30 protein-coding genes and 2 tRNA genes are annotated in these 25582 nt (G+C 73.4%); 14 read left to right on the top strand and 18 right to left on the bottom strand.

Translation table 11 applies throughout. The features are described from left to right. Positions 1-37: 37 nt before the first annotated feature. From GD970_RS08460 to GD970_RS08445, 4 genes are all read right to left on the bottom strand, one after another. The gene (locus GD970_RS08460) at positions 38-661 is read right to left on the bottom strand and encodes an ATP-dependent Clp protease proteolytic subunit (protein ID WP_152202501.1); all 624 of its coding nucleotides are present in this window, start codon (positions 659-661) and stop codon (positions 38-40) included. A gap of 95 nt (positions 662-756) precedes the next feature. Continuing rightward, positions 757-1398: an ATP-dependent Clp protease proteolytic subunit gene (locus GD970_RS08455; protein ID WP_152202448.1), complete on the bottom strand. Its 642-nt coding sequence runs from the start codon at positions 1396-1398 to the stop codon at positions 757-759. 184 nt (positions 1399-1582) lie between these two features. Beyond that, positions 1583-3205, bottom strand: coding sequence for a trigger factor (gene tig, locus GD970_RS08450; RefSeq protein WP_152202500.1), 1623 nt, complete (start codon positions 3203-3205; stop codon positions 1583-1585). Between the two features lie 217 nt (positions 3206-3422). Further along, positions 3423-3773 carry a hypothetical protein gene (locus GD970_RS08445; protein WP_152202447.1) on the bottom strand — a complete coding sequence of 117 codons (351 nt, stop codon included), beginning with the start codon at positions 3771-3773 and terminating at the stop codon, positions 3423-3425. A 118-nt stretch (positions 3774-3891) separates the two neighbouring features. On the opposite strand from GD970_RS08445, the gene GD970_RS21575 reads away from it, so the two are divergent. From GD970_RS21575 to GD970_RS08415, 6 genes are all read left to right on the top strand, one after another. Continuing rightward, positions 3892-4359: a MerR family transcriptional regulator gene (locus GD970_RS21575; protein WP_155524118.1), complete on the top strand. Its 468-nt coding sequence runs from the start codon at positions 3892-3894 to the stop codon at positions 4357-4359. Between the two features lie 219 nt (positions 4360-4578). Then, the gene (locus GD970_RS08435; protein WP_152202499.1) at positions 4579-4905 is read left to right on the top strand and encodes a WhiB family transcriptional regulator; all 327 of its coding nucleotides are present in this window, start codon (positions 4579-4581) and stop codon (positions 4903-4905) included. A gap of 148 nt (positions 4906-5053) precedes the next feature. Further along, positions 5054-5638 (top strand): hypothetical protein, encoded by a 585-nt coding sequence (locus GD970_RS08430; protein WP_152202446.1) that lies wholly within the window; start codon positions 5054-5056, stop codon positions 5636-5638. 77 nt (positions 5639-5715) lie between these two features. Then, positions 5716-5907, top strand: a complete 192-nt coding sequence (locus tag GD970_RS08425) for a hypothetical protein (RefSeq protein WP_152202445.1) — start codon at positions 5716-5718, stop codon at positions 5905-5907. Between the two features lie 86 nt (positions 5908-5993). Beyond that, entirely contained in the window at positions 5994-6407 is a 414-nt protein-coding gene (locus tag GD970_RS08420; RefSeq protein ID WP_152202444.1) for a hypothetical protein, read from the top strand. 89 nt (positions 6408-6496) lie between these two features. Beyond that, positions 6497-6955 carry a hypothetical protein gene (locus GD970_RS08415; RefSeq protein WP_152202443.1) on the top strand — a complete coding sequence of 153 codons (459 nt, stop codon included), beginning with the start codon at positions 6497-6499 and terminating at the stop codon, positions 6953-6955. A gap of 174 nt (positions 6956-7129) precedes the next feature. Here the strand turns inward: GD970_RS08415 and GD970_RS08410 are convergent, their stop codons facing one another. From GD970_RS08410 to GD970_RS08400, 3 genes are all read right to left on the bottom strand, one after another. Further along, the gene (locus GD970_RS08410; RefSeq protein ID WP_152202442.1) at positions 7130-7417 is read right to left on the bottom strand and encodes a PLDc N-terminal domain-containing protein; all 288 of its coding nucleotides are present in this window, start codon (positions 7415-7417) and stop codon (positions 7130-7132) included. Beyond that, positions 7414-8214: a hypothetical protein gene (locus GD970_RS08405; protein ID WP_152202441.1), complete on the bottom strand. Its 801-nt coding sequence runs from the start codon at positions 8212-8214 to the stop codon at positions 7414-7416. The genes GD970_RS08410 and GD970_RS08405 overlap by 4 nt, the downstream gene beginning before the upstream one ends. A 238-nt stretch (positions 8215-8452) precedes the next feature. Next, positions 8453-8526: transfer RNA gene (locus GD970_RS08400), tRNA-Pro, on the bottom strand. Between the two features lie 129 nt (positions 8527-8655). Between GD970_RS08400 and GD970_RS08395 the strand changes: the two genes are divergently transcribed. Further along, positions 8656-8729 (top strand) — tRNA-Gly (locus tag GD970_RS08395). 31 nt (positions 8730-8760) lie between these two features. Here the strand turns inward: GD970_RS08395 and GD970_RS08390 are convergent. The 4 genes from GD970_RS08390 to rpmG all read right to left on the bottom strand — a co-directional run bounded on the left by GD970_RS08390 (position 8761) and on the right by rpmG (position 9988). Next, the gene (locus tag GD970_RS08390) at positions 8761-9180 is read right to left on the bottom strand and encodes a GNAT family N-acetyltransferase (protein ID WP_152202440.1); all 420 of its coding nucleotides are present in this window, start codon (positions 9178-9180) and stop codon (positions 8761-8763) included. Positions 9181-9220: 40 nt separating this feature from the next. Then, entirely contained in the window at positions 9221-9388 is a 168-nt protein-coding gene (rpmF, locus tag GD970_RS08385) for a 50S ribosomal protein L32 (protein WP_152202439.1), read from the bottom strand. 134 nt (positions 9389-9522) lie between these two features. Beyond that, a complete protein-coding gene (locus tag GD970_RS08380) occupies positions 9523-9777 on the bottom strand; it encodes a type B 50S ribosomal protein L31 (protein ID WP_152202438.1) in 255 nt (84 codons plus the stop codon). A 43-nt stretch (positions 9778-9820) separates the two neighbouring features. Then, positions 9821-9988: a 50S ribosomal protein L33 gene (gene rpmG, locus GD970_RS08375; protein ID WP_152202437.1), complete on the bottom strand. Its 168-nt coding sequence runs from the start codon at positions 9986-9988 to the stop codon at positions 9821-9823. Positions 9989-10102: 114 nt separating this feature from the next. On the opposite strand from rpmG, the gene GD970_RS08370 reads away from it, so the two are divergent. From GD970_RS08370 to epsC, 3 genes are all read left to right on the top strand, one after another. Further along, complete coding sequence (locus tag GD970_RS08370; RefSeq protein ID WP_211489809.1) at positions 10103-10738, top strand: IMPACT family protein; 636 nt, start codon at positions 10103-10105, stop codon at positions 10736-10738. Between the two features lie 302 nt (positions 10739-11040). Beyond that, a complete protein-coding gene (gene cysK, locus GD970_RS08365; RefSeq protein ID WP_152202436.1) occupies positions 11041-11976 on the top strand; it encodes a cysteine synthase A in 936 nt (311 codons plus the stop codon). A 1-nt stretch (position 11977) separates the two neighbouring features. Then, on the top strand, positions 11978-12568 hold the full coding sequence (epsC, locus tag GD970_RS08360) for a serine O-acetyltransferase EpsC (RefSeq protein WP_152202435.1): 591 nt from the start codon (positions 11978-11980) through the stop codon (positions 12566-12568). Between the two features lie 19 nt (positions 12569-12587). Here the strand turns inward: epsC and GD970_RS08355 are convergent, their stop codons facing one another. Continuing rightward, complete coding sequence (locus GD970_RS08355; RefSeq protein WP_152202434.1) at positions 12588-13598, bottom strand: Fpg/Nei family DNA glycosylase; 1011 nt, start codon at positions 13596-13598, stop codon at positions 12588-12590. Beyond that, complete coding sequence (locus tag GD970_RS22160) at positions 13591-13959, bottom strand: MGMT family protein (protein WP_152202433.1); 369 nt, start codon at positions 13957-13959, stop codon at positions 13591-13593. Before GD970_RS22160 ends, GD970_RS08355 begins: the two co-directional genes overlap by 8 nt. Before the next feature lie 21 nt (positions 13960-13980). Here GD970_RS22160 and GD970_RS22155 point away from each other — a divergent pair, with 21 nt between their 5' ends. Further along, a complete protein-coding gene (locus GD970_RS22155; protein ID WP_152202432.1) occupies positions 13981-14685 on the top strand; it encodes a hypothetical protein in 705 nt (234 codons plus the stop codon). Positions 14686-14781: 96 nt separating this feature from the next. Beyond that, positions 14782-16077, top strand: coding sequence for a GNAT family N-acetyltransferase (locus GD970_RS08340; protein ID WP_226925230.1), 1296 nt, complete (start codon positions 14782-14784; stop codon positions 16075-16077). A gap of 54 nt (positions 16078-16131) precedes the next feature. Here GD970_RS08340 and GD970_RS08335 read toward each other — a convergent pair whose 3' ends face one another. Further along, on the bottom strand, positions 16132-16587 hold the full coding sequence (locus GD970_RS08335) for a ribose-5-phosphate isomerase (protein ID WP_152202496.1): 456 nt from the start codon (positions 16585-16587) through the stop codon (positions 16132-16134). Positions 16588-16747: 160 nt separating this feature from the next. Between GD970_RS08335 and GD970_RS08330 the strand changes: the two genes are divergently transcribed. Next, positions 16748-18790, top strand: a complete 2043-nt coding sequence (locus tag GD970_RS08330) for a M13 family metallopeptidase (protein ID WP_152202431.1) — start codon at positions 16748-16750, stop codon at positions 18788-18790. Between the two features lie 140 nt (positions 18791-18930). On the opposite strand, the gene GD970_RS08325 is transcribed toward GD970_RS08330, so the two are convergent. The 4 genes from GD970_RS08325 to GD970_RS08310 form a co-directional block, all read right to left on the bottom strand. Then, positions 18931-20157, bottom strand: a complete 1227-nt coding sequence (locus GD970_RS08325) for an MFS transporter (RefSeq protein ID WP_152202430.1) — start codon at positions 20155-20157, stop codon at positions 18931-18933. Beyond that, positions 20157-20723 (bottom strand): hypothetical protein, encoded by a 567-nt coding sequence (locus tag GD970_RS08320; RefSeq protein ID WP_152202429.1) that lies wholly within the window; start codon positions 20721-20723, stop codon positions 20157-20159. The genes GD970_RS08325 and GD970_RS08320 overlap by 1 nt, the downstream gene beginning before the upstream one ends. Before the next feature lie 179 nt (positions 20724-20902). Further along, entirely contained in the window at positions 20903-21544 is a 642-nt protein-coding gene (locus GD970_RS08315; protein WP_152202428.1) for a mycothiol-dependent nitroreductase Rv2466c family protein, read from the bottom strand. A 110-nt stretch (positions 21545-21654) separates the two neighbouring features. Further along, positions 21655-22626 carry a cupredoxin domain-containing protein gene (locus tag GD970_RS08310; RefSeq protein WP_152202427.1) on the bottom strand — a complete coding sequence of 324 codons (972 nt, stop codon included), beginning with the start codon at positions 22624-22626 and terminating at the stop codon, positions 21655-21657. Between the two features lie 366 nt (positions 22627-22992). On the opposite strand from GD970_RS08310, the gene pepN reads away from it, so the two are divergent. Next, positions 22993-25569, top strand: coding sequence for an aminopeptidase N (gene pepN / locus GD970_RS08305; RefSeq protein ID WP_152202426.1), 2577 nt, complete (start codon positions 22993-22995; stop codon positions 25567-25569). The last annotated feature ends 13 nt before the right edge of the window (positions 25570-25582 follow it).

The following is a 25582-nucleotide window of genomic DNA, read 5'->3' as shown; positions in this document are numbered from 1 at the left end:
ACCCGCCCGCCGCGGTGCCGAGCGCCGGCCGACAGGGTCAGGCCTTCGTCAGCGCCGGGGTCTTGCGGGACTCGAGCACCTGGTCCACGAGCCCGTACTCCTTGGCCTGCTCGGCCGTGAGCATCTTGTCGCGCTCGATGTCCTGACGGACCTGCTCCACCGGGGTGCCGGAGTGCTCCGCGATGGTCTCCTCGAGCCAGGTGCGCATGCGCAGCACCTCGTTGGCGTGGATCTCGATGTCCGAGGCCTGCAGGTAGCCGCCGCCCTCGAGGGACGGCTGGTGGATCATCACGCGCGCGTTGGGCAGCGCGAGCCGCTTGCCCGGCGAGCCGGCGGCGAGCAGGACCGCGGCGGCCGAGGCGGCCTGCCCCAGGCACACCGTCTGGATCTGCGGCTTGATGTACATCATCGTGTCGTAGATGGCCGTCATCGCGGTGAACGAGCCGCCGGGAGAGTTGATGTACATGGTGATGAGGCCGTCCGGGTCCTGGCTCTCCAGGACGAGCAGCTGGGCCATGACGTCGTCCGCCGAGGCGTCGTCGACCTGCACGCCCAGGAAGATGATGCGGTCCTCGAACAGCTTGGTGTACGGGTCCTGACGCTTGTAGCCGTAGGCGGTGCGCTCCTCGAACTGGGGCAGCACGTAGCGCGACGTCGGCATGGCCGGTGCCGTGGCGGCCGGCAGCTGGCCCGCCTGGGCGAGGAAGTTGGTGTTCACAGGTGCTCCTTGGGTGAGGTCGTCGGCCGGGTTCCGCGTCACTTGGTCTCGCCGTCGCCGACGGCGCCGCTGGTGCCGCCGCCGCCGGGCACGCCGGCGGAGGTCTCGACCACGTGGTCGACGAAGCCGTACTCCAGCGCCTCCGTGGCCGTGAACCAGCGGTCGCGGTCGGCGTCCTTGTTGATCTGCTCGACGCTCTTGCCCGTCTGGGCGGCGGTGAGCTCCGCCAGGGTCCGCTTCATGTGGAGGATGAGCTCGGCGTTGATGCGGATGTCGGTCGCCGTGCCGCCGATGCCGCCGGAGGGCTGGTGCATGAGCACGCGGGCGTGCGGGGTGATGTAGCGCTTGCCCTTGGTGCCGGAGGAGAGGAGGAACTGGCCCATCGAGGCCGCCATGCCCATCGCCACGGTCACCACGTCGGGCTGGATGTACTGCATCGTGTCGTAGATCGCCATGCCGGCGGTGATCGAGCCGCCGGGAGAGTTGATGTAGAGGTAGACGTCCTTCTCGGGGTCCTCTGCGGCGAGGAGCATCATCTGCGCGCAGATCGCGTTCGCGTTGTCGTCGCGCACCTCCGAGCCCAGCCAGATGATGCGCTCCTTGAGCAGCCGGTTGTAGATGTTGTCGGTCAGGCCCATCGAGGTCGTCTCGGTCCTCGCCTGCGGCATCTGCTCGCTCACTGCACGCTCCTTCTGGGCCGGGCGGCGCCCGGCCGTGTCGGCCTGTCTGGTCGGTCCTTGGACACTAACGCCGCCCGGCGACAGATCCTTATCCGGGAGGCTCCCTTTTCGCTCACGGCGCACGACGCCCCGGGATACGCCGCGGGCCCGGCACCGATGGTGCCGGGCCCGCGGTCGCGGGAGGTCACTCCGCGTCGTCGGCCTTCGCCTTGGCGGTGGCCTTCTTGGCGGGCGCCTTCTTCGCGGCGGCCTTCTTGGCCGGCGCCTCGGTCTCGGGCTGCTCCTCGGCGGCGGCCTCCTCGGCGGCCTTCTTCGCGGGCTTCTTCGCCGCGGCCTTCTTGGCCGGCGCCTTCTTCGGGGCGGCGGCCTCGGCCGGCTCCCCCGCCTCGTCGGCGGACGGGGCGGACTCGGGCGACTCCGGCGAGTCGGCGGACTCGGGCGACTCCGGCGACTCCGGGGACTCAGGCGACTCGGCGGACTCCGCCTCGCCGGCCTCCGCCGCGCCCTCGGGGCCGGCAGCGTCGAGCTCGTCGGAGCCGATGTACTCGCTGAGGTCGACGGCGTTGCCGGCGCCGTCCTTGACGGTCACCTGGCGCAGCGCCACGGCCAGGGCCTTGTTGCGGGCGATCTCCCCGGTGAAGGCGCCGATCTGGCCGGTCTGCGCGGCGGCCTGGATGAACTGGTTCGGCTCCATGCCGTACTGCTGGGCGTTGCGGACGAGGAACTCCAGCAGCTCGTTCTGGGTCACGCCGACCTCGAGCTGCTCGGCCAGGGTGTCGAGGAGGAGCTGCTCGCGCAGCAGGTCGGTGACCTCCTCGCGGACCTCCTCGCCGTGCGGGTCGTCCTCGGCCTTGCCCTCGGCCTCGAGGTGCCGCTTGATCTCGGCGTCGACGACGCCGGCCGGCACCGGGAAGTCGGTGGCCTCGCGCAGCTTCGCGAGCAGCAGGTCGCGGGCCTGGACGGCGCGGTTGGCGGCCTTGTCGTTCGCGACCTGGGTGCGCAGGTCCTCGCGGAGCTCGTCGATGGTGTCGAACTCGGAGGCGAGCTGGGCGAAGTCGTCGTCGGCGGCGGGCAGGTCCCGCTCCTTGACGGCGGTGGCGGTGACGGTGACGTCGGCCTCCTCGCCGGCGTGCTCGCCGCCGGCCAGGGTCGCCGTGAAGGTCTTCGTCTCGTCGGCGGAGGCGCCGGTCAGGGCCTCGTCGAGGCCGTCGAGCATGTTGCCCGCGCCGATCTGGTAGGAGATCCCGGAGACGGAGTCGACCTCCTCGTCGCCCACCTTGGCGGACAGGTCGATGACGACGAAGTCGCCGTCCTGGATGGGCCGCTCGACGCCGACGAGGGAGCCGAAGCGCTCACGCAGGGCGGTCAGGCGCTCCTCGACGTCGTCCTCGGCGACCTCGACGTCCTCGACGGTGACCTCGAGGGTGTCCAGCGCCGGAAGGGTGATCTCCGGGCGCACGTCCACCTCGGCCTCGAAGACCAGCTGGCCGCCGGGCTTGCCGGTCACCGCGGGGATCTCGGTGACGTTGATGCTCGGCTGGCCGAGGGGCTTGATCTCGGTCTCGGCCACGGCCTGGCTGTAGAAGCCGGAGAGGGAGTCGTTGACGGCGTGCTCGATGACGGCGCCACGCCCCACGCGCTGGTCCAGGATGCGGGGCGGGACCTTGCCCTTGCGGAAGCCAGGCACGTTGACCTGCTCCCCGATGTGCGAGTAGGCGTGGTCGAGGCTCGGCTTGAGCTCGTCGTACGACACCTCCACGGTCAGCTTGACCCGGGTGGGCTCAAGGTTCTCGACGGCGCTCTTCACTGCGGTGCACTCCACTCATCGGACGATCGGTCGGGGCCCGCCGGTCGCGGCGGGGACGTTCGTGGTCTGTCCGTTTCAGCGGCGGTCGTCGCGTGGACAGACCGACCAATGGTAGGGCACGCGGCGGGCGCGGGGCATCCTCGCCCGTGCGCACGCTCGCCCGGGGCATCTCCAGGAGGGCGGCGCACCGGCGCCGCGGTGGACCCAGTCGGGCGCCTCAGGCCGCGGCGGCGTCGAGCTCCTTGGTGGCCGCCGCGGCGTCGAGCCCCTCGGCCCCTGCGACGGCGTCCAGCCCGTCGGCCCCCGCGGCCTGGAGGTCCCCGGCCATCGCGGCGGAGTGCAGGTCGTCGGCGGCGGCATCGGCGCGGTCCCGCGCGACGAGCTCGGCGACGAAGGGCAGCAGCTCCATGAGCTGCTCGGCGCGCGACGCCGACGACAGCGCGTCGAGGCTCGCCCGCGCGCCGACGTACTCGGCCCACTGGGCGGGGCTGATGCCCCGGAAGTAGTAGGTCCCGGCCACCAGGCGGTCGACCGCCTCGCCGTCATATCGGTCGTCCGTCGTCAGCACGTGCCGGATCCTACGAAGGCCCCGGCGGCTCCGCGACCGGAACGGCGGCGGGACACCCCCGTCCGACCGGCCCCGTCCCTCGAGTGGCGGACCGGCCCACAACGGGGAGGATGGCCATATGGACCTAGATCGTCAGATACGGCCGCTTGACAGGGAGGTCGGCGACCTGGTGGAGCAGGTCCGCACGACGCCACCCCCGGCCAACCCCCGTGAGGCCGACGCGCTCGGCCTCTTCCTCGACCGCCACCAGGACGAGCCGATCGCCCTGATCGGGTTCGACGGCGAACAGCTGCCCGTCTCGCCGGAGGTGCGCCAGGTGCTGGCACACGCCGCCCTGGCGCTGCGCGACGGCCATGCCGTGTCGGTGCTGTCGATCGCCGAGCACCTCACCCTGCGCCAGGCCGCGGCCCTGCTGGGCCTGGACCGGGCCGCCCTGCTCGAGCTCGTCGCCGACGGCGAGCTCCCGGTCGGCCCGGACGGCAGGCTCGCCCTGTCGGACCTGGTCGCCCACCACGAGCGGCGCCGCGTCGCGCACCTCGCACACCTGGAGGAGCTGGCCCGCGAGAGGCTCAAGCAGGCCTCCTGACCCCCGCCGCCACGCCGAGCCGCCGGCCGGCGCACCGGGGCGACGGGCCGTTTGCGCAGGTCACGGCGCGCCTGCTGGCGCGGTTGGGGACGATGAGCGACGTTTGTTGCTCATTTTCGATTCAAGTATTCCGTGAACTCGATCACCCCATTAACGTCACTTGTAGCCAAGGCGTACGCCCGCACCCGCGGGGCGCCGCACGGGCTGCAGGAGGTCGTCATGAGGGACCAGTCGTGGGCGGCGCGCGCGGCATGCGCGCAGGGTGAGCCGGACACGCTCTTCGTGCGGGGCGCGGCGCAGCGCTCCGCCCGTGAGGTCTGCTTCAGCTGCCCGGTGCGCCGGGAGTGCCTGGCCGACGCGCTGGACTCGCAGACCGAGTTCGGCGTCTGGGGTGGCATGACCGAGCGCGAGCGTCGCGCCCTGCTCCGCCGTCATCCGGAGGTCACGGACTGGTCGGCCTGGCTCGACCAGCAGGGCGAGGAGATCATCACCACGCCGCTGCGCCGGGCGCGGCGGGCGAGCAGCGTCGCCTACGCCCGGGTCTGACCGGCGCAACCTCACCGGCCGGCGGCCTGCGCCGCCGGGGCGGGACCGAGCCGCGCGCTCGGCGGAGCGAGTGGCAGGCGCTGGCCGGGACCGAGGGCTTACGTGGTGATCCGATTCCTGCTGTTTTATCGGGTGCAGGAGGTTCGCCATGGTCCAGACGATCAGCTCCCCGTTCGCGGCGCCGTTCGGCGTCATCACGAAGCGCACCGAGGCCCGTACTGAGATCGCCGTGGTCCCGCCGACCATCAATGACGCGACCCTGCGCCAGGTCCAGGCCCGGCTCATGTGGGACGAGTCCCTCACCCGGGTGCTGGTGGAGGTGGCCCTCGTCGGCACGGTGCTCATCGGTGCCACGCTGGTCGGCACCGTCAGCGGCGCCACCTGGCTCTCGCTCATCGTCATGGCCGGCATCGGCGTGTGGATGTTCGCCACGGGCTTCGGGAACGACGGTCCCGGCCCGATCGGCCGCGCGCTCGCCCCGCGGCTGTCCGGGGACGCCGCCGCGGCGTACGGACAGGTGGTCCGCGTGAGCCTGTCCCACGAGTCGACAGCAGGCCGGGAGCTGGCCGAGGCGCTCGTCGCCGTCGCCACGACCCCGCTGCCGGACACCGCCGAGGAGCTGGTCCGTTTCGAGACCGCGGCCGCCGTGCGCCGGCTCGCCGCGGACCCCGGCGCCGCCGAGGTGGCCGCCCACCAGCTGCGGCACCTGGCCGGGCACGCCCAGCTCGTCTGACCGGCCCCAGCCTGCCGCCGGAAGTGATGGCAGGCGTCCGACGTGCGCGAAAGCGGCCCGCCGCTACGTTGACGACCATGACGACGCCACCCCAGGAAGCACTGCCGACGCCGTCGCCCGCAGACCTCGACGGTGCCGCCGTGGTCACCGTGCAGGACTTCGTCCTGTCCATCCTGCTCTGGACCGGAGTGCTCGTCGCCCTCGCCGGCCTCGTGGTGGCGGGCGGCTGGTGGCTCGTCCGGCGCCACCGGAGCACCCAGGACGCGTGACGGCACGGGCATTCTCCTCCTGCTGAGGCCGGGTTTCGGGCGTGGCGCGGGCCGATGCGCCGGGCGCCGCACCCGACCATGGGCGCATGACCCCGTTCCCGGGCAGGCGGGTGCTCGACGACCTGCTCTTCCTCCTCGTCGTCCCGCTGTGCCTGCTCGAGACCGACCACGACGCGCTGCGGCTCGCGCCGGCCCTGGTCGTCCTGGTCGCCTCGCTCCTGCAGAGCTTTCCGGCGGTGGCGGCCCGCCTGCGGGCGCACGACCGGCTCGTGCTGCCCGCACTGGTCGCCCTCGCCGCCCTGGGGTGGGCGCTGACGCTCGTGCTGGCCGTGACGGGCCGCCCCGCCGTCCTGGACGTCACCTCGCCCGTGGAGTACCTGCTGGCCGTCGCGATGGTGGTACAGGTCGTCCTGACCGGCCGCACGCTCGCCGCGGCGGCGATTCAGGGCGAGCGGGCACCACGCGCCGCCGCACCGGTCGACGCCACGTGGCCGCGCTGATCCCTCCCGTGGCAACCTGGTTGCATGCCGATGCGTCCCGAGCCCACGCTGACGCCGGTCCTGCCCCAGTGAGCGGGCACGGCTGGCTGGTGAAGGCCCTGACGGAGCAGCACGGGCAAGAGTCGGTGCACGTGCTCGCCATGAACGCCAGCATCGGCCTGAACAGCGACGGCGAGTTCGTCAGCATGGACGAGAACCCGGACATCTCCTTCGACATGGGGCTGGACGCGACGTTCGCCGCGCTCAAGGACGGCACCGCGATCTACAACGACGAGGATTCCGCCGGCGTCGTGGACCGGATCGAGGAGCTCATTGAGACGGGGAGGAGTTGCGCGCTCATCCTCATGAGCGGCGACGAGACCCGTATGCATCAGGAGGACGGGCACGACGTCCCCCTCCAGCTCATCCGGCTGTGGGTGGCCGAGAACGGGTACCTGCACGGCACCACCGCGGCCCAGGTGGCGGAGATCCTGCCGGACGAGCACCACCTGGAGTATCCGTTCGAGACCGCGGACTCCTGGGACGTCCCACCGGTCCTGGCCGGCTGACTGAGCCAGAGCCAGACCGAGTCAACGAAGTCGCTCCAGGCGGTCGCGCAGCGGCACGTCTGTCGCCCGGTGATGCCAGGAGGAACGTACGCGTCCACTGCGTAGCGCCTGTCAGGCCCGATGACATCCACAGAAGCGAGGACACCACCGACGCGGCCCACCATGCGGCGCCGGCTACACGCGCGGGCCCGACGGCGAGGGCGAGCCCTTCGGGCGTCGACCAATCAGGAGGTAGACGGCGGGCCCGACGACCGGGACGAGGAGGACGACCAGGACCCATAGGGCAGTCTCGGCCGAGGTGAGGTCCTTGCGGCGGGCGAGGTGGAGCAGCGTGGCGACGACAAGGAGGGCAGCCACAGCGAGCGCCAGGAACCAGACGATGTCGTACGCGGCCGGGAGGAGAATGTTGTGTTCCTCCGCGGCGCTCAGCAGGAGCGGCCCTGCAGCGCTGGCGGTGATCATGACGCCAGCTGCTCGAAGACGTAGAGGTTCGGGCCTGCCTGGACCCATCCGTCGCCGGGGTCCTCGTGGGTGTCCGGCACGAACAGCGCCGTGCTGCCCTGGACGAGCGGGAGCTCGCCGCTGCCCTTGGAGTAGCTCTCGGGTGGCCCGCACATGGTGACCGCCGGGTAGGGATGGTCGGCAAAGAAGCACAGCACCGTCTCCGTGTTCGATCCCGAGCTGCTCGCCCGGGTCGCGACGCCGATGTAGAACCGGGTGTCGCCGTGGGCCCCGACGAGCCGGGTCGAGGAATCATCGAGCCCCTTGAGGCCGCCATGAGCCCTGACCTCGACAGGAGGTACGTCCTCGCTCGTTTGCTTCCGCTCGAGCACCGCCAGTCCAAAGTCGATCGTCGTCTCCCGCACGTACAAGTTCGTGGACACGCGCTGCCACCCGTCACCCGGGTCGGCATGGTCGTCAGGGACCATCAGCGCACGAAAGTCCCACGCGCGGAGCTCCACCGGGGTGACAGCCCCGGGTGCACCGCATCCGGCGACCAGGCCCTGGAGCCCGCTCGCCTCGGCAATCAGGCACGGGCGGGCCACGCCATCGCGGTGCGCGACGCCGACCCAGTAGGACTTGCCCGCCTTGGACACGATGAAACGGGTCGACTTCGGGTCGACCTCCAGGCCGTCAAGGGTGGCGCCCTCGGGGAGTGTGTCCACCTCTGTCTGGTCCTGCCCGAACAGGGCCACGCCCATGGGCGGCGGGGTGGGGCCGGCGGTGACCTCCTCGGCGGGCGCGCTCTCGCACGCCACGAGTGCGAGGACAGCACCCAGTAGTAGCGCCGTAGAGGTGCCCGTGAGTCTGGTCATCGAGTTAGCCCTCTCATCGCGTCCGATTCATCCCCGAACGTACCGGCTGCCCGGACACCTGTGGCCTCGTTCGAGGAACCGGTGCGCCTTCGAGGAGTCGTCTATTGGCCGCGGGCAGACCTGAGGGCAGAAGAAATGGGCCGCCGACCAGCATTCATGCGAGTCGAGCGGCCCATCTGGGTCGGGATGGACGGATTCGAACCGACGACCTTCCGCTCCCAAAGCGGACGCGCTACCAAGCTGCGCCACATCCCGTCGCGCCACGTCGGGCGCCGCCGTGATTCTACGGTGCCCGGGACGGTCCCCCGGACCGGGGTCCCGACGCCCGGATGCAGGCCCGGCCCCTCGGCTGTGGTTACAATCCGTGTGCGGCTCGTTCGTCGCGCGGGTGTAGCTCAATGGTAGAGCCTCTGCCTTCCAAGCAGATGGTGCCAGTTCGATTCTGGTCACCCGCTCCATCGCCCCGGCCACGACGCCGGGCACGTTCTCTCAGGCCGGACGCCATGATGTGTCGAGCCGGAAGACGAGGTGGCGCTCGCCGGCCTCGCCGAGCGTGGTCTCGCCGGCGGGCACGAAGCCGAGCTTCGCGTGCAGCCTGATGGTCGCGTCGTTGTCGGGCTCCGCGCGGTAGTACAAGGTGGTCGTGAGCGCCTCCAGAAGAGCGATCCTGGCCCGGGTCAGCGCCTCGCCGATCCCCTGCCGTCGGGCACTGTCGGCGACGGTCACGCCACTGAGATACCAGCCAGCGGGGAGCTCTTGTCCTGCCGGCCTCGCTGGATCGTCTCGGCCTCCCGCTGTCGATGCGAGGGTCGCTCGTTCCCGGGCCAGGGGGACGCGATGTCGGTGTGCCAGGCCGTCGGGCCCACGACACCAAGCACCTCCGCGGCAGGTACGCAAGAGCCCCCTCACCCGTGGGTGAGGGGGCTCTCGCGTGGGTTGCTCGTCGAGGTCAGCCCTCGACCAGCATGCCCTTCTGGTAAGCCTTGGCGAGCCGCCGCGGCACCTTCACCTCGCGGCCCTGGACGCGGACGGCGACGAGCTCGGTCAGCTCCGCCTTCCACTGGGACCGGCGAGAGCGGGTGTTGCTGCGGGACATCTTGCGCTTGGGAACTGCCATGCCCTGCCGCTCCTTCCGTCAGTAGGGGGTAATTGCCGACGCCTAGCCTCCCATGAGGAGGGGCCGCGCGGCCAACCTGAGCATCCTACAGCAGGTGTGACGTTGGCCGCCGCGCCCCCGAGGCGTCGGGTACGTCACTTCCGCTCGCGGGTGCCGTAGCGCTGGCGGAACTTCTCCACGCGGCCGGCGGTGTCCACCACGCGCGAGCGGCCGGTGTAGAAGGGGTGCGAGGCCGAGGAGATGTCGACGTCGACCACCGGGTAGGTGTTGCCGTCCTCCCACTCGATCGTCTTGTCCGAGCGCAGGGTGGACTGCGTGAGGAAGGCGAAGTCGGCGGCCGCGTCGCGGAAGACGACCGGGCCGTAGGCCGGGTGGATGTTCTGCTTCATGGCTTCTCCTTTGTCCTTGACGACGACGGCGACCGCTTGGTGCTCAGCGCTCCTCGCGGAACGCCACGTGCCGGCGCACGACCGGGTCGAACTTGCGCAGCACGAGCCGGTCGGGGTCGTTCCGCCGGTTCTTGCGGGTGACGTAGGTGTGCCCGGTCCCGGCGGTGGACCGCAGCTTGATCACGGGCCGAAGCTCGGTACGACTGGCCAACGAGCGCCTCACCTTCTGATCTGCCCGGGTCGAGAACCATTCTCGGCGGGCCCTGGGTAGAACGCAGCCGGGCCGCGAACATTCCCCCGGGCACCGGGGCGGGATACTGGCCCGGTGAGCGACCTTCGGCTGGCGCGCGGCGCCGACGTCATCGTCGAGACGGAGGTGCGCCGCTCCCGCTTCTTCACCCTGCTGCGCCGGGTGGACGACGAGCCCGGCGCACGGGCCCTGGTCGCCGACGCCCGCGGTCGCTACCCCGACGCGCGCCACCACTGCTCCGCCTTCATCGTCGACGTCCCAGGCGCCAACCCGGTCGAGCGCTCCTCCGACGACGGCGAGCCGGCCGGCACCGCCGGCATGCCGATGCTCGAGGTGCTGCGCGGGTCCGGGCTCACGGACGTCGCCGCCGTCGTCGTGCGCTACTTCGGCGGCATCAAGCTGGGCACCGGCGGCCTCGTGCGCGCCTACTCCGAGGCGGTGCGCGCCGCGCTGGCCGCGGCCCCCACCGTGCGCCTGGAACGCCTGGGGCTGTGGGAGGTCGACCTGCCCCACGCCGACGCCGGCCGGGTGGAGGCCGAGCTGCACGGGCGCGGCGTACCCGTCCAGGACGTCGCCTACGCGCCCACCGCCGTCCGCCTCACGCTGGCCAGCGACGACGGGCCGGGCCTCGGCGCGCTGCTCGCCGCCCTCACCGCCGGGTCCGCGTCGCCCCGCCCGGCGGGGAGCACCGTGGTGGAGCACCCGCGATGAGGGCGCGCCCGCCCCTCGGCGGGCGTATGCGCATGGCGTGCGTCACGCGCTAGGGTGGTTGAGGCTTCAAGGTCGGCGCCCGGCGCCGGCCAGCCCACCGCCCGACCGAGAGGACGCCGCCGTGAGCTTCGCGCTCGTCGCCCGCCCCGCCGTCGTGGCCCCCTGCCGCTGCTGCTCCTGTCTGTAGAGCGCCCGGCTCTCGCGCGGCACCCGCGCGCCGGGCGCTCCACACACCCCGCACCCCAGCCCCCGCACGTTCCGACGCCGGACCGGCCGGCCGGACGCACCGACGAAGGAGAACCATGGCCCAGATCTACAAGGACGTCACCGAGCTCATCGGCCGCACCCCGCTGGTCCGGCTGAACAAGATCACCGACGGCGCCGAGGCGACCGTCCTCGCCAAGCTCGAGTTCTACAACCCCGCCAACTCGGTCAAGGACCGCATCGGCGTCGCGATCGTCGACGCCGCCGAGGCGTCCGGCGAGCTCAAGCCCGGCGGCACCATCGTCGAGGCCACCTCCGGCAACACCGGCATCGCGCTGGCTATGGTCGGCGCCGCCCGCGGCTACGACGTCGTCCTGACGATGCCGTCCTCGATGAGCAGCGAGCGCAAGGCGCTGCTGCGCGCCTTCGGCGCCGAGCTGGTGCTCACCGAGCCGGCCGACGGCATGCGCGGCGCCGTGGAGAAGGCCGAGGCGATCGCCAAGGAGCGCCCGGGCGCGGTCCTCGCCCGCCAGTTCGCCAACGAGGCCAACCCGAGGATCCACCGCGAGACCACCGCGGAGGAGATCTGGGCGGACACCGACGGCGCCGTGGACGCCGTCGTGGCCGGCATCGGCACCGGCGGCACCATCACCGGCGTGGGCCAGGTCCTCAAGGAGCGCAAGCCCGAGGTCAAGCTGTTCGCGGTGGAGCCGGCCGAGTCCCCGATCCTCAACGGCGGCCAGCCCGGCCCGCACAAGATCCAGGGCATCGGCGCGAACTTCGTCCCCGAGATCCTCGACACGAATATCTACGACGAGGTCCTCGACGTCGACGCCGAGACGTCCGTGCGGTGGGCCCGCCGCGCCGCCACCGAGGAGGGCCTGCTCGTCGGGCTGTCCTCCGGTGCCGCCCTCGCCGCCGCGATGAACGTGGCGCACCGCCCGGACATGGCCGGCAAGACGATCGTGGTGATCATCCCGTCCTTCGGCGAGCGCTACCTGTCCACCATCCTCTTCGAGGGGCTGGTCGGCTGACGTGCACGACTCCCCGGTGCCGTTCCGGCAGCTGCTGCTGGAGGACCTCCACACCGCGCGCCGCCGCGACCCGGCGGCGCGCAGCCTGGTGGAGGTCGCGCTCGCCTATCCGGGCGTGCACGCGCTGTGGGGTCACCGGCTCGCGCACCGCATGTGGCACGCGAGCCCGTTGCTCAAGCTGCCGGCCCGGCTGCTCTCGCAGGCGATGCGGGCCGCGACGGGCATCGAGATCCATCCCGGCGCGGTGCTGGGCCGGCGGCTGTTCATCGACCACGGCATGGGCGTGGTCATCGGCGAGACGGCCGAGGTGGGCGAGGACGTCGTGATGTTCCACGGCACCACGCTGGGCGGGACGTCCATGAGTCGCGGCAAGCGTCATCCCACGGTCGGGGACCGGGTCCTCATCGGCGCCGGCGCCAAGGTGCTCGGGCCGGTGACGATCGGCCCGGACGCCAAGGTGGGCGCCAACGCCGTCATCGTGCGCGACGTCCCGTCCGGCTCGGTGGCCGTCGGGGTGCCCGCCAAGCCGCGCCCGGTCCCGCCCGCCGTGCGGGCCCTGGACCCGTGGGCGGACCCGGCCGTCTACATCTGACGGCCGATGGCGGGCCGCCTCAGGCCTGCCGGCGCGGGGCCCGCTGGCAGCGCGGGCACCAGAACAGCCGCCGCCCCGCCATCGGCGCCTCGGCGACCTTGGTGCCGCACACCAGGCAGGGCCGCCCGGAGCGGTGGTAGACGTACCAGCGGTCCTCGGGGTCGTGGCGGTCCTCCGGCCGGGTGGTGACGATCCGGCCGGTCGCCACCCCGTCGGCCATGAGCTCGGCCAGGTCCGCCCACATGGCCCGCAGCCGGGTGGCCGGCACGTCCCGGCCGAGCCGCAGCGGGTGCACCCGGGCCCGGTGGAGCGCCTCGGCCCGGTAGATGTTGCCGACGCCGGCCACCACCGACTGGTCCATGAGCAGCTCCCCCACCGCCCGGCGGCGGGCGCGCACGGCGGCGACGAACGCCTCGCCGTCGCCGTCCGGACGCAGCGGGTCGGGCCCCAGGCGCCGGTGGACGGCCGCCTTGTCCTCCGCGGTGATCACCTCGCAGGCCGTCGGCCCGGTGAGGTCGGCCACGCCGTGCGCGCCGAGCAGCCGGACCCGCACGGCCCCGCGCGGGGCGTGCGGGTGCCAGGCGGTCTCCCCCGCGGCCTCGGCATCCGGCTCGGTGCCGGTGTCCTCGACGGCGACGACGACGTCGTCGGCCTCGTCGGGGCTCTCCGGGCTCGCGGGCTCCGCCGGGCTCGCGACCGCGACCTCCTCCTCCCCCACGCGCCGGCGCGGGGCGCCGATGGCGTGCGGGGCACGGAAGGTCTCGTCCCCGGCGAAGGTCCACGACCCGTACAGGCCCAGGTGCACCCGCAGCCAGCGCACGCCGTCGCCGTCGGCGGAGGCGTCGGCGGCGGGCGCGAAGGCGAGGAAGAGCTGCTTGCCGTGCGCCTCGGTGCCCACCAGCGCGTGGCCGTCCAGGAGGGCGGCGCCGTCGGCGAAGCGGCCCTGCGGCGAGCTGACCGCCAGCCGCTGGCCGCCGAAGAGCTCGGCGAAGGCGTGGGCGAGGCGGTGGACTGTGTGCCCCTCAGGCATCGGCGCCCCTCGCGTCCAGACCGGCCGGCGCCCGCCACTCCTCCGGGGCGTCCCACAGCGCCCGGTGCAGCTCGACACGCCCCGCGACGAACGCGCTGACCGGCGTGCCCTCGGCGCGGTAGTGCGCCAGCGCCCGCTCGCGGAGCTGGCGCGGCAGGCTGCCGTCGGCGCGCACGACCCGCCACCACGGCACCTCGGCGCCGTAGGTGGCCATGATCGTTCCCACATGGCGGGCGTGGCCGTGGCCGGTGCGGGCGCGCACCGCCTCGGCCACCAGGCCGTAGGTGGTGACGCGCCCGGGCGGGATCTGGTCGACGACGTCGAGCACGAGCTCGGTCAGCTCGGTCCGGTCTGGGTGCACCCCCTTATGATCGCAAGCACGATGAGTGACCACACCACCGCCCCCTCCGCGGCGGCCACGACCTACCGCTGCGAGCACTGCGACGACTCGGTCCCCCACGAGCACCTCGACGTCGCCGCGATCGTCTCGGCCGCCGCCCGCACAGCGCTGGTGCGCGCCGGGTGGATGCTCGCCCTCGCCCTCGTGCTCACCGTCGCCGCCGTCGCGGTGGCCGTCGCCGACGCCGGCCTCGGCGCGGCGCTGGGCGCGCTCGTCCCGGTGGTCGTGGGCTGGCTGCTGGTCACCGCGGCCGGGCTGGCCGTGGTGGGCGCCGTGCGCGCCCGCTCCTCCGACGCCCGCGCCCTGGTCGCCGGCGGCCTGACCACGGCGGCGCTGACGCCGGTGGCGGCGCTGGCCGTGGCGCTGCTCGCCGGGCCAGGCTGGCCGGCGGCGCTCGTCGCGGGCGGCGGCTGGCTGCTGTGCGGGGCCGTCGCCGCCCTGGTCCGCGCCCGCGCGCTGGGCCTGCTGCTGCAGGCTCCCGGGGAGGCCGGCGAGCGCGAGCGGGCCCGCGCCGTCGCCGGCCGCGACCGGCAGGGCTGGGACGATCAGGTGCGCTGGCTCCTGCAGGGCGTGGCGCTGGCCGTCGCCACCTGGCTGCTGGGCCTGGTGCCCGCCGTGGTCGCCGTGCTCGTTCCGCTCAGCGTCGTGGCCGCGGTGGCGGCCGCACGCCGCGGCCTGCGGGACTGACCGCCCGGGTCCGACGCCGTCCGCGGACCGCCACGCCGCGGCCCGCCGCAGAAAAACGCCTCGCGCAGTCCGCACGGACGCTGACATGCTGACCCGGTGACCACCTTCACGCCTGACCTCGCCGCGCTCGGCGCCACCCTGCCCGCCGGCTACCGCCTCGCCGAGCTGGACGACACCACCGACCGTGACGCCCTGCTCGACGTCGACACCTGGGCCTTCGCCGAGGAGAACACCCCCGAGGACCGCGCCGTCATGCCCTGGCCGCTCGAGCCGGGCCGCAGCGTCGGCGTGTGGGACGAGCGCGGCGCGGAGCCCCGGCTGGCCGCGGGACACTCCTCCTACGCCTTCACCCTGCCGGTCCCCGGCGGGGCACGGCTGCCCACGGCCGGCCTGACCTGGGTGAGCGTGCACCCCGGGCACCGCCGCCGCGGCCTGGCCCGGGCGATGGTCACCGCCCACCTGCACCGGTCGGCGGCGCGCGGTGAGGTGGTCTCCGCCCTCTATGCCGCGGAGATGGGCATCTACGGCCGCTACGGCTACGGCGTCGCCACCCGCCACCTGCAGATGACGCTGGGGCGCGCCGCGACGCTGCGCGAGGTCCCCGGCAGCGCCGACCTCGTCGTCGAGCTCGAGCAGGCCTCGCACGACCGGCACGCCGACCTCGTCCAGCGGGTGCACGCCGCCGTGGACCGGCCCGGCTGGGTCACCCGGGACACCGAGGCCCTGCGCGCCCGTGCGCTGCTCGACCGCCCCTCCCAGCGCCGCGGCACCGAGCCGCTGCGCATCGCCGTCGTCCGCGACCCGGCGGGCGAGCCCCGCGGCTACGCCGTCTTCCGCCGGCACGCCGCCTGGTCGGCCGCGGACCTGCCCGAGGGCACGGTCAAGATCCGTGAGGCGGTGGCCCTCGACCCCGCGGCCGCCCGGGCGCTGTGGGGCACCCTGACCGACCTCGACCTCATGGCCACCGTCGAGTCGGGCCCGCTGGCCCCCGACGACGCCCTGCACGGCCTGCTGCTCGACACCCGCGCGGCGCGGCCCACCCTGCACGACGCGATGTGGCTGCGGCTGCTCGACGTCCCGGCCGCGCTGGCCGGGCGGCGCTACCAGGCGCCGGTCGACGTCGTCCTCGAGGTCCGCGACGCGCTGCTGCCGGCCAACGCCGGCCGCTGGCACCTGCGCGGCGGGCCCGACGGGGCCGAGGTGCGCCGGGCCGACGGCGAGGCCGGGCTCGCGCTCGACGTCGCCGACCTCGCCGAGGCCTACCTCGGTGGCACGTCGCTCGGGGCGTTGGCGCTGGCCGGCCGGGTCGCCGAGCTCGCGCCCGGGGCCCTGGCACCGGCCTCGGCGGCGTTCGGCTGGCCGGTGGCGCCCGCCATCAGCTGGGGGTTCTGAGCCCCCTGCGGGCGGTCGGCGCCGCCCGGCCGGTGACCGGGCGGCGCCACCGTGTCAGCAGCGGTGGTCGCGCTCGTAGGCGCTCATGAGCTCGATGCGCCGGGCGTGCCGCTCGTCGCCGGAGAAGGGCTCGGCGAGGAAGGCGTCGACGATCGCCGTCGCCTCGTCCACCGAGTGCTGCCGGGCGCCGACGGCGACGACGTTGGCGTCGTTGTGCGCGCGGGCGAGCGTGGCGGTGTCGAGGTTCCATGCCAGCGCGGCCCGCACCCCGGCCACCCGGTTGGCCGCCATCTGCTCCCCGTTGCCCGAGCCGCCGATGACGATGCCGAGCGAGCCGGGCTCGGCGACGACCGCCTCGGCCGCGGCGATGCACATCGGCGGGTAGTCGTCCAGGGCGTCGTAGGTGGGGGCGCCGTGGTCGACGACGTCGTGGCCGGCCGCCTCGAGGTGCTCGACCAGCGCGGACTTGAGCTCGAAGCCGGCGTGGTCGGCGGCAATATGGATACGCATGGGGCTCATTGTGCCAAGTGCGCGCGCCCGCCCGGACGCCGCCCCGGCCGGGCGGTCGCCCCGCCGGTGCCGGCCCCGCGGCGCGGGGACGCCAGCCACGTCCGCAGCGGCGGGGTCCGGACACGGGCACGGGCGCGCGCCCCTGCCGTAGGGTCGGAGAATGACCACGACGAACGTGTCCATGAGCGACACCGAGGCGATGGACCCGACGGTGCGCCCGCAGGACGACCTGTTCCGCCACGTCAACGGCACCTGGCTGCGCGAGCACGTCATCCCCGCCGACCGGGCCCGCGACGGTTCCTTCCTGGTGCTGCGCGACCTGTCCGAGGAGCGCGTGCGCGCCATCATCGAGGACGCGGCCCGGCGCACCGCCGAGGCGGCGGCCCAGGGCCAGGAGCCGGCGCCGCACGACGACCAGCCCGGCAACCCGGACAACGCCCGCAAGATCGGGGACCTGTACGCCTCCTTCATGGCCACCGAGCGCATCGAGACGCTGGGCACCAGCCCCCTGCGCGCGGACCTCGACCTGCTCACCGCCGCCCTCGACAAGGAGGCGCTGACCCGGGCGATGGGCGCCCTGCAGCCGACGGGCGTGACCGGCGGGGTGGGCTACGGCGTCGACACCGACCTCAACGACCCCGACCGGTACGTCGTCTTCTTCTGGCAGTCCGGGCTGGGGCTGCCGGACGAGTCCTACTACCGCGAGGACCAGTTCGCCGCCGTCCGCACCGCCTACGTGGCCCACGTCGCCACCATGCTCGCGCTGTCGGGCCTGGTCACCGAGGACGAGGCGATGGGCGCCGGCGAGCGGGTCATGGCGGTGGAGACCCGGCTCGCCGGCGGGCACTGGGACCGGGTGAAGGCGCGCGAGGCGGACCTCATCAACAACCCGATGTCCTGGGAGGAGGTCGTCGCCAGCGCACCGGGCTTCGAGTGGGAGCTGTGGCGCTCCGCGCTCGGCGTGCCGGAGGACGCCTTCGACCGGCTCATCGTCGCGATGCCCTCCTACGTCACCGCCTTCGCCGCGGCCTGGCAGGAGCTGGACGCGGACTCCCTGCGCATGTGGCTGACGTGGCAGGTGGTCCACGCGCGGGCGCCGTTCCTGCCGCAGGCCTTCGTCGACGAGAACTTCGACTTCTACGGCCGCACCCTCACCGGCGCCGAGGAGCTGCGCGAGCGGTGGAAGCGCGGGGTCGCGCTCGTCGAGGGTGCCATGGGCGAGGCCGTCGGGGAGATCTACGTCGCCCGGCACTTCCCGCCCGAGCACAAGGCCGCGATGGAGCGCCTGGTGGACAACCTCATCGCCGCCTACCGCGAGTCCATCACCGCGCTGGACTGGATGGGTGAGGAGACCAAGGCCCGCGCCCTGGCCAAGCTCGAGGCGTTCCGGCCCAAGATCGGCTACCCGGACAAGTGGCGCGACTACTCCAGGCTGGAGATCGACCCCACCGACCTGCTCGGCAACGTGCGCGCGGCGAACCTCTTCGAGGAGCGCCGCGACCTCGACAAGCTCGGCAAGCCGATGGACCGCGACGAGTGGTTCATGCCGCCGCAGATGGTCAACGCCTACTACAACCCCACGATGAACGAGATCGTCTTCCCCGCGGCGATCCTGCAGCCGCCGTTCTTCGACCCCGACGCAGACGACGCCTGGAACTACGGCGGGATCGGGGCCGTCATCGGCCACGAGATCGGCCACGGGTTCGACGACCAGGGCTCGAAGTACGACGGCACGGGCCGGCTCACCGACTGGTGGACCGAGGAGGACCGTCAGGAGTTCGAGGAGCGCACCAAGGCGCTGATCGCCCAGTACGAGGCCTTCAGCCCCGCCCAGCTCGACGGGTCGCACCACGTCAACGGCGCCCTGACCATCGGGGAGAACATCGGCGACCTGGGCGGGCTGTCGATCGCCCTCAAGGCTTACGCGATCGCGCTGCGCGCCGAGGGCAAGGAGCTCGGGGACGCCCCGGTCATCGACGAGCTGACCGGGCTGCAGCGGGTGTTCATCTCGTGGGGCCGGATCTGGCGCGAGAAGGCGCGCGACGCGGAGATCGTCCGGCTGCTGACCATCGACCCGCACTCCCCCGCCGAGTTCCGCTGCAACGGCGTGGTGCGCAACATGGACGCCTTCGTCGAGGCCTTCGGCCTCACCCCCGACGACGCGCTCTACCTCCCGCCCGAGGAGCGCGTGCGCATCTGGTGACCGCGCGGCGGTGGGACGTCACGACGGCGCGTGACGTCCCACCGCGCCTCGCAGGCAGAAGCTGACGTCTGACCGCGCGCAGGGCGCAGAAGTTGACGTCTCACCGCGCATGGGGCGCGGGATGGTCGCTGCCCGCGGGGTCAGCGCGCCGCGGCGCCGCGGCGCTCCAGGACGTAGGAGACGACGGCGATGGCGAGACCGGCGACGGCGAGCAGCGCGCCCGCCCACGCCGGCGCCCGGAAGCCGAACCCGGCGGCGATGACCGCGCCGCCCACCCACGCGCCGAGCGCGTTGCCGATGTTCATGGCGCTGTGGTGCAGCGCCGCGCCGAGCGAGGGCCCCTCGCGCGAGACGTCGAGCAGGCGGGTCTGCAGCGCGGGACCGATGAACTGGCTGGCGATCGCCACGAGCACGACCAGCACCACGGCGCTGACGGGGCCGCGCGCGCCCACCGAGAACAGCAGGAGCGTCACCGCCATCGCGCCCATGCCGGTGAAGATCGCGCCGAACATCGTGCGGTCGGTGAGCCGGCCGCTGAGCACCGTCCCGAGCGTCATCGCGGCCCCGAACGCCGCGAGCACCCAGGGCACGTGCCGCTCGGAGATCCCGGCCGCCGCCATCGTCGGAGTGATGTAGCTGTAGACGGCGAACATCCCGCCGAAGCCGATGGCGCCGATGCCGATGGCCAGCCACAGCTGGCCCGACCGCAGCGCGGACAGCTCGCGCCGCGCCGTCGCCCCGGCGGCGACGGGCACGGGCGGCACCCACCGCCAGATCGCCACCACGGCGACCAGGGCGGTGGCCGTGACCAGCCAGTACAACGAGCGCCAGCCCCACAGCTGCCCCAGCGCGGTCGAGACGGGCACGCCGAGCGTGGTCGCCACGGTGAGCCCGACCATGACCAGGGAGACCGAGCGGGCGCGGCGCTGGGGCGGGGAGATGGTGGCCGCCACGACGGCGGCGATGCCGAAGTACGCCCCGTGCGGCAGGCCGGCGAGGAAGCGGGCGCCCAGCTCGGTGGTCTGGGTCGGGGCCAGCGCGGAGAGCGCGTTGCCGACGGCGAGCGCGGCGGCGAGGCCGATGAGCATGGCGGTGCGCGGCACCCGGGGCAGGGCGAGGATGATCAGCGGGGCGCCGACCACCACGCCGACGGCGTAGGCGGAGACCAGGTGGCCGGCCTGCGGGATGGTCGCGCCCAGGTCCGCGGCGATGCGGGGCAGCAGGCCCATGGTCGCGAACTCGGTGGTGCCGATGGCGAAGCTGCCGATGGCCATCGCGAGGATGGCCCAGGCCAGGCGGCGCGGTCCCAGCGGGCCCGCGAGCCCGGCGCCCGCCGCGGTGGTCCGGTCGGAGGAGATCGCGGCCATCACGACAGCGCGTACGTCGCGCGGCGGACGGAGAAGGAGTAGCCCGACTCCTCGTGGGTGCAGGTCATGCCGGACTCGCTGGAGGCGCAGGTGAAGCCGCTGTCGGTGCGCTTCTGGCCGTAGCTGAGCGTGGGCACGCCCGAGGCGTCGATGGTCAGCGCCTCGCCGGAGGTGTCGCACACCAGGGAGGCGCCCTCGGCGGTGACCTCGAGGAAGTGGCCCACCGTGCCGTCGCAGGCGGACTTCTCGGCAGCCGGGATCTCGTCGGTGTAGGTGAAGTCGGCGATCCCGCACAGCGCCCGTTCGTCGTCGATGGCGCAGGCGATGTTGCCGCTGGGCGCGGCGAAGTCCCACGTGACGTCGGAGAGGTCCTCGCCGGCGGGCGGGGCGGTGGTGGGGGCGGCGGCGGTGGGCGGCGTCGTCGTGCGCGCCTCGGCCGACGGCGAGCCGCTCGACCCGCTCAGCCGGACCCCCAGCATCACGGCGAACACCAGCACGAGCACCGCCGTGACCGCCACCAGGGCCTTCTCACCGCCGCTCAGCCTGCCGCTGCCTTGCTCCGCCATCCCCGCTCCTCGTCAGTTCCCCCTGAGCCGGCGCCGTCCGCGCCTCGGCGGCGTTCGCCGGCCCTGATCGCGGCGCCGGGCGGGTTCGACCCGCCTCGCGATGCTGCCGCCCGCTCGTACGCCCCCGCGCGGGCGCGCGTCGGCCCGCGCCACGGTGGGCGCGGGCCACGCTACTTCATTCAGGAGAAGATCGGTCCGGACGTTCGTGTGCGCTTGATCTCGTAGAAGCCCGGGATGGAGGCGACGGCGACCGCGCCGTCCCACAGCTTGCCGGCGTCCTCGCCCTTGGGCGAGGGGGTGACCACCGGGCCGAAGAAGGCGACGCCGTTGACGGCGACGACGGGGGTGCCGACCTCGTCGCCGACCAGGTCGATGGCGCGCTGGTGGGAGGCGCGCAGGGACGCGTCGAGCTCGTCGGACCCCGCGAAGCGGGCCAGGTCGGCGGGCAGGCCGACCTCGGCCAGCGCCTCGTCGATGACGGCGGGCAGGTCCTCGCCGCGCTCCTGCAGGTGGATGCGGGTGCCGAGCGCGTCGTACAGCGGCTTGACGACGTCCTGCCCGTGGATCTCGCGGGCGGCGTTGACGACGCGCACCGGGCCCCAGGCCCGCTCCATCAGGGCGGCGTACTCCTCGGGCAGGTCGCGGCCCTCGTTGAGGACGGACAGGCTCATGACGTGCCAGCGGACGTGGACGTCGCGGATCTTCTCCACCTCGCCCATCCAGCGCGAGGTCATCCAGGCCCAGGGGCACATGGGGTCGAACCAGAAGTCGGCGGTGTCGGTGGTGGTGCCGGTCTCGGTGGTGGTGACGGTCTCGGTCATGTCCCCATCGTGCGCCACCGCTCCCGCCGTCCGCTAACCGGGCCGCGGGTGTGCCGCCGGACCGCGCGGGACCGGCCGGACCGGCACCGCGCGGATCGTTGCCAGGCGCGCTACCGCCGGACGGTGACGGTGCCGACCATCCCCATCCCGTCGTGGAGGACGCAGATGTAGTGGAACGTGCCGGCCTTCTCGAACGTCACGGTGAACGTCTTCCCCGGCGGGATGATCCCGGAGTGCAGCTGGCCGCCACGGAAGTGCGCGGGGTTGCCGATCGGCGGGGCGAGGATCGAGGACGGCTCGGGACCGAACGTGACGGTGTGCGGGACGTAGAACGCGTTCCGGGCCATGTCGAAGGTGACCTTCTCCCCCACCCGCACCGTGACCTCCTGGCGGATGAAGCGCATGACCATGGCCGTGTCGTCCGCGGCGCCGGCGAAGACGTGGTGGTCGTCCGTCGCCGCGTGGCGGGTGCGCTGCCACAGCGCCTCGCCGTGGCCGATGATCCGGGCGGCCTCGTGGCGGGCCTGGGCGTCGTAGTACGCCTGGCTGTGCGGGTAGGCCGTGCCGGCCGGGCGCACGTGCACCGTGCCCTTCATCGCCCGCCCGTGCACCAGGCAGTAGTAGACGAAGTCGCCGGTGCGGGTGAAGCGCAGCTGATAGGTCCCGACGGACGGGGCGTCGAGCCCGGTCTTCGGCATCGTCGACATGATGCCGGAGTTCAGGTAGGTCCTGCCGTCGTGCGTCTGGCCGCCCTGGCGCCGGATCTGCCGGTGGTCCACGGGGTTGAACTCCGGCAGCCGCTGCCCGGGCGGCAGGAACGTGACCGTGTGGATCTCCGCGGACCGGGCACGCCAGCTGACGGTGTCGCCGACGTTGATCCAGACCTCCCCGGGCAGGAAGGCCATGCCCTGGACGGCCTTGTCCCGCGACTCCTGACCGACGGCGACGTGCCAGGTGCGGGCGTGGTGCTCGGCGGCGGCGACGTCGGCCCGGGAGGGGGCCGCGACGATCAGCGCGAGCACGAGCGAGGCAAGAACGGCGAGGACCGCGCGGCGGCGACGGTCCGGATGACGTGACAACATGTGCGCCTCCAGGGGCGCAGGGCTGCCGGAGCTCGCGGCGCGCGGCGGCGTCGGACCCCGACGGCCGGACGCCCCGCTTGCTGGGATTGATGAGCGCCGGCCGTGACCGACGGCAGCCACGGTGAGCGCCTCACCGGAGGCGGTCAAGCCGTGGTGCCCACAATGTCCCCGCGACGGATCGGTGTCCGCCCCCACTGGACGCCGAGGCCCCGAGCCCTTTTCGTCGGCTCGCCGCCCGCGGTTGCCGGCTTGCCGCCCGCGCTCCGCCCGGACCGGGCGTGGGAGGATCGTCGGGCGTGTGCCGCCGCGGCGGTCGCGCCCCAACCGGACGGCGCCCCGGCGCCGTCGACCAGTCGAAGGAGATCCATGCCCGGAGAGAACCTCACTCGCGCCGAGGCCCAGGAGCGTGCCAGGACCCTCGCCACCTCGAGCTACGACGTCGTGCTCGACCTGACCCGTGGCGATCGCGTGTTCGGCTCGACGACGACGGTGCGCTTCACCGCCACGCCGGGGGCGAGCACGTTCATCGACCTCATCGCCGAGTCGGTGGAGGAGATCACCCTCAACGGCCAGGCGGTGGACACCTCCGCCTTCGCGGACTCGCGCATCGCCCTGGACGGCCTGGCCGCCGATAACGAGCTGCGCGTGGTGGCCACCTGCCGGTACATGAACACCGGCGAGGGGCTGCACCGCTTCGTCGACCCGGTCGACGGCGAGACGTACCTGTACACCCAGTTCGAGGTGGCCGACTCCCGCCGCGTGTTCGCCGTCTTCGAGCAGCCCGACCTCAAGGCGACCTTCGCCTTCACCGTCACGGCGCCGGCGCACTGGACCGTCGTCGCCAACACCGCCACCCCCGAGCCGGAGCCGGCCGGCGACGGCGTCGCCACCTGGCGCTTCGCCCCCACGCAGGTGATCTCCTCCTACCTCACCGCCCTCGTGGCCGGGCCGTACCACGGCGTGACCGGCGAGCTGACCTCCCGCGACGGGCGCACCATCCCCCTGGGCGTGTACTGCCGGGCCTCCCTGGCCGAGCACCTCGACGCCGAGGAGATCATGGACATCACCCGGGCCGGGTTCGCGTTCTACGAGGAGGCGTTCGACCGGCCCTACCCGTTCACCAAGTACGACCAGCTCTTCGTGCCGGAGTTCAACGCCGGGGCGATGGAGAACGCCGGCGCGGTGACCTTCCTCGAGAACTACGTCTTCCGCTCCAAGGTGCCCGAGGCCACGGTCGAGCGCCGGGCGGTGACCATCCTCCACGAGCTCGCGCACATGTGGTTCGGGGACCTGGTGACCATGCGCTGGTGGAACGACCTCTGGCTCAACGAGTCCTTCGCCGAGTTCGCCTCCCACCTGGCCACGGCCGAGGCGACCCGCTGGACCAGCGCGTGGACGACGTTCTCCTCGTTGGAGAAGGCCTGGGCGTACAACCAGGACCAGCTGCCCTCCACCCACCCGATCGTGGCGCCGATCAACGACCTGGAGGACGTCGAGGTCAACTTCGACGGCATCACCTACGCCAAGGGCGCCTCCGTGCTCAAGCAGCTCGTCGCGTGGGTGGGCCGGGACGCCTTCCTCGAGGGGCTGCGCCGCTACTTCGCCAAGCACGCCTTCGCCAACACCGAGCTCCGCGACCTGCTCGTCGAGCTCGAGGCCGCCTCCGGCCGCGACCTGGCCGCCTGGTCCAAGGTCTGGCTCGAGGAGGCGGGCGTGACGCTGCTGCGCCCGGAGGTCGAGACCGACGCGGAGGGGACCATCACCTCCTTCGCCCTCCTGCAGGAGGCCCCCGCCGAGCACCCGACGCTGCGCCCGCACCGGCTGGTCGTCGGCGGCTACGACGTCGCCGAGGACGGCGCCCTGCGCCGCACCGAGCGGATCGAGCTCGACGTCGACGGCGCCCGCACCGAGGTGCCGGCGCTGGTCGGCAAGCGCCGCCCGGACCTCGTGCTCGTCAACGACGAGGACCTCGCCTACGCCAAGGTCCGCCTGGACGAGCGGTCCCTGGCGACCGCCGTCGCGCACCTGGACGGCTTCGCCGAGTCCCTGCCTCGCGCGCTCGTGCTCGCCTCCGCCTGGGACATGACCCGCGACGGCGAGTGGGCGGCGCGCGACTTCGTCGACCTGGTCCTCACCGCCGTGGCGACCGAGACCGACTCCTCGGTGGTCCTGGTGCTGCTGCGCCAGCTCGCCACCGCCCTGACCTCCTACAGCGCCCCGGAGACCCGTGCGGACCTCGAGGCGCGCGCGGCCGACCGGCTGCTCGAGCTGGCCCGGGCCGCGGCCCCCGGCTCGGACACCCAGCTGCAGCTGGTCCGCGCGCTCGCGGCGCACGCCGTCACCGACGCCCAGCTCGACGTCGTCGCCGCCCTGCTCGCCGGCACGACGACGCTCGAGGGCCTGACCGTGGACACGGACCTGCGGTGGGTGCTGCTCCAGGGCCTGGTCGCCGGCGGGCGCGCCGGGGCCGCGGAGATCGACGCCGAGCTCGAGCGCGACGCCACCGCCACGGGGCAGCAGCAGGCGGCCCGGGCCCGCGCGGCCGTGCCGACCATGGCGAACAAGGCGCGGGCGTGGGCGGACGTCGTCGAGTCGGATACGCTGCCCAACGCCGTGCAGTCCAACGTCATCGGGGGCTTCTCCCAGGTGCACGACCGCGCGCTGCTCGTGCCCTTCGCCGGGGCCTACTTCGACGCCCTGGAGAAGGTGTGGGCGGAGCGGACCAACGAGATGGCGCAGAACATCGTCGTCGGCCTCTACCCGTACAAGCTCGCCGGGCTGGCCGATGCCCTCGGCGTCGACGTCGTCGCGCTGACGCAGGGGTGGCTGGACGCCCACGAGGACGCCTCCCCGGCGCTGCGCCGGCTCGTGGTGGAGAACCTCGACGCCGCCCGCCGCGCCGTGCGCGCCCAGGCGGCCGACCGGCTGGCCCACCAGGGCTGAGCCGGCGCGCGCG

Origin of the sequence: Georgenia thermotolerans (assembly GCF_009193185.1) — a bacterium.
Classification (GTDB): domain Bacteria; phylum Actinomycetota; class Actinomycetes; order Actinomycetales; family Actinomycetaceae; genus Georgenia; species Georgenia thermotolerans.
The sequence above is the reverse complement of the archived record's forward strand: the minus strand, read 5'-3'. Positions and strand labels throughout refer to the sequence as shown.

Coding starts and splice junctions, on each gene's coding strand:
- rpmF (WP_152202439.1), bottom strand. CDS start 9,388: ATGGCAGTTCCCAAGCGCAAGATGTCCCGCAGCAACACCCGCTCTCGC.
- GD970_RS08325 (WP_152202430.1), bottom strand. CDS start 20,157: ATGGCCGCGATCTCCTCCGACCGGACCACCGCGGCGGGCGCCGGGCTC.
- GD970_RS08330 (WP_152202431.1), top strand. CDS start 16,748: ATGACCACGACGAACGTGTCCATGAGCGACACCGAGGCGATGGACCCG.
- GD970_RS08435 (WP_152202499.1), top strand. CDS start 4,579: ATGAGGGACCAGTCGTGGGCGGCGCGCGCGGCATGCGCGCAGGGTGAG.
- GD970_RS08460 (WP_152202501.1), bottom strand. CDS start 661: ATGCCGACGTCGCGCTACGTGCTGCCCCAGTTCGAGGAGCGCACCGCC.
- GD970_RS21575 (WP_155524118.1), top strand. CDS start 3,892: ATGGACCTAGATCGTCAGATACGGCCGCTTGACAGGGAGGTCGGCGAC.
- pepN (WP_152202426.1), top strand. CDS start 22,993: ATGCCCGGAGAGAACCTCACTCGCGCCGAGGCCCAGGAGCGTGCCAGG.
- GD970_RS08315 (WP_152202428.1), bottom strand. CDS start 21,544: ATGACCGAGACCGTCACCACCACCGAGACCGGCACCACCACCGACACC.
- GD970_RS08430 (WP_152202446.1), top strand. CDS start 5,054: ATGGTCCAGACGATCAGCTCCCCGTTCGCGGCGCCGTTCGGCGTCATC.
- GD970_RS08310 (WP_152202427.1), bottom strand. CDS start 22,626: ATGTTGTCACGTCATCCGGACCGTCGCCGCCGCGCGGTCCTCGCCGTT.
- GD970_RS08335 (WP_152202496.1), bottom strand. CDS start 16,587: ATGCGTATCCATATTGCCGCCGACCACGCCGGCTTCGAGCTCAAGTCC.
- GD970_RS22155 (WP_152202432.1), top strand. CDS start 13,981: ATGAGTGACCACACCACCGCCCCCTCCGCGGCGGCCACGACCTACCGC.
- GD970_RS08425 (WP_152202445.1), top strand. CDS start 5,716: ATGACGACGCCACCCCAGGAAGCACTGCCGACGCCGTCGCCCGCAGAC.
- GD970_RS08410 (WP_152202442.1), bottom strand. CDS start 7,417: ATGATCACCGCCAGCGCTGCAGGGCCGCTCCTGCTGAGCGCCGCGGAG.
- GD970_RS08380 (WP_152202438.1), bottom strand. CDS start 9,777: ATGAAGCAGAACATCCACCCGGCCTACGGCCCGGTCGTCTTCCGCGAC.
- cysK (WP_152202436.1), top strand. CDS start 11,041: ATGGCCCAGATCTACAAGGACGTCACCGAGCTCATCGGCCGCACCCCG.
- GD970_RS08420 (WP_152202444.1), top strand. CDS start 5,994: ATGACCCCGTTCCCGGGCAGGCGGGTGCTCGACGACCTGCTCTTCCTC.
- GD970_RS08355 (WP_152202434.1), bottom strand. CDS start 13,598: ATGCCTGAGGGGCACACAGTCCACCGCCTCGCCCACGCCTTCGCCGAG.
- GD970_RS08320 (WP_152202429.1), bottom strand. CDS start 20,723: ATGGCGGAGCAAGGCAGCGGCAGGCTGAGCGGCGGTGAGAAGGCCCTG.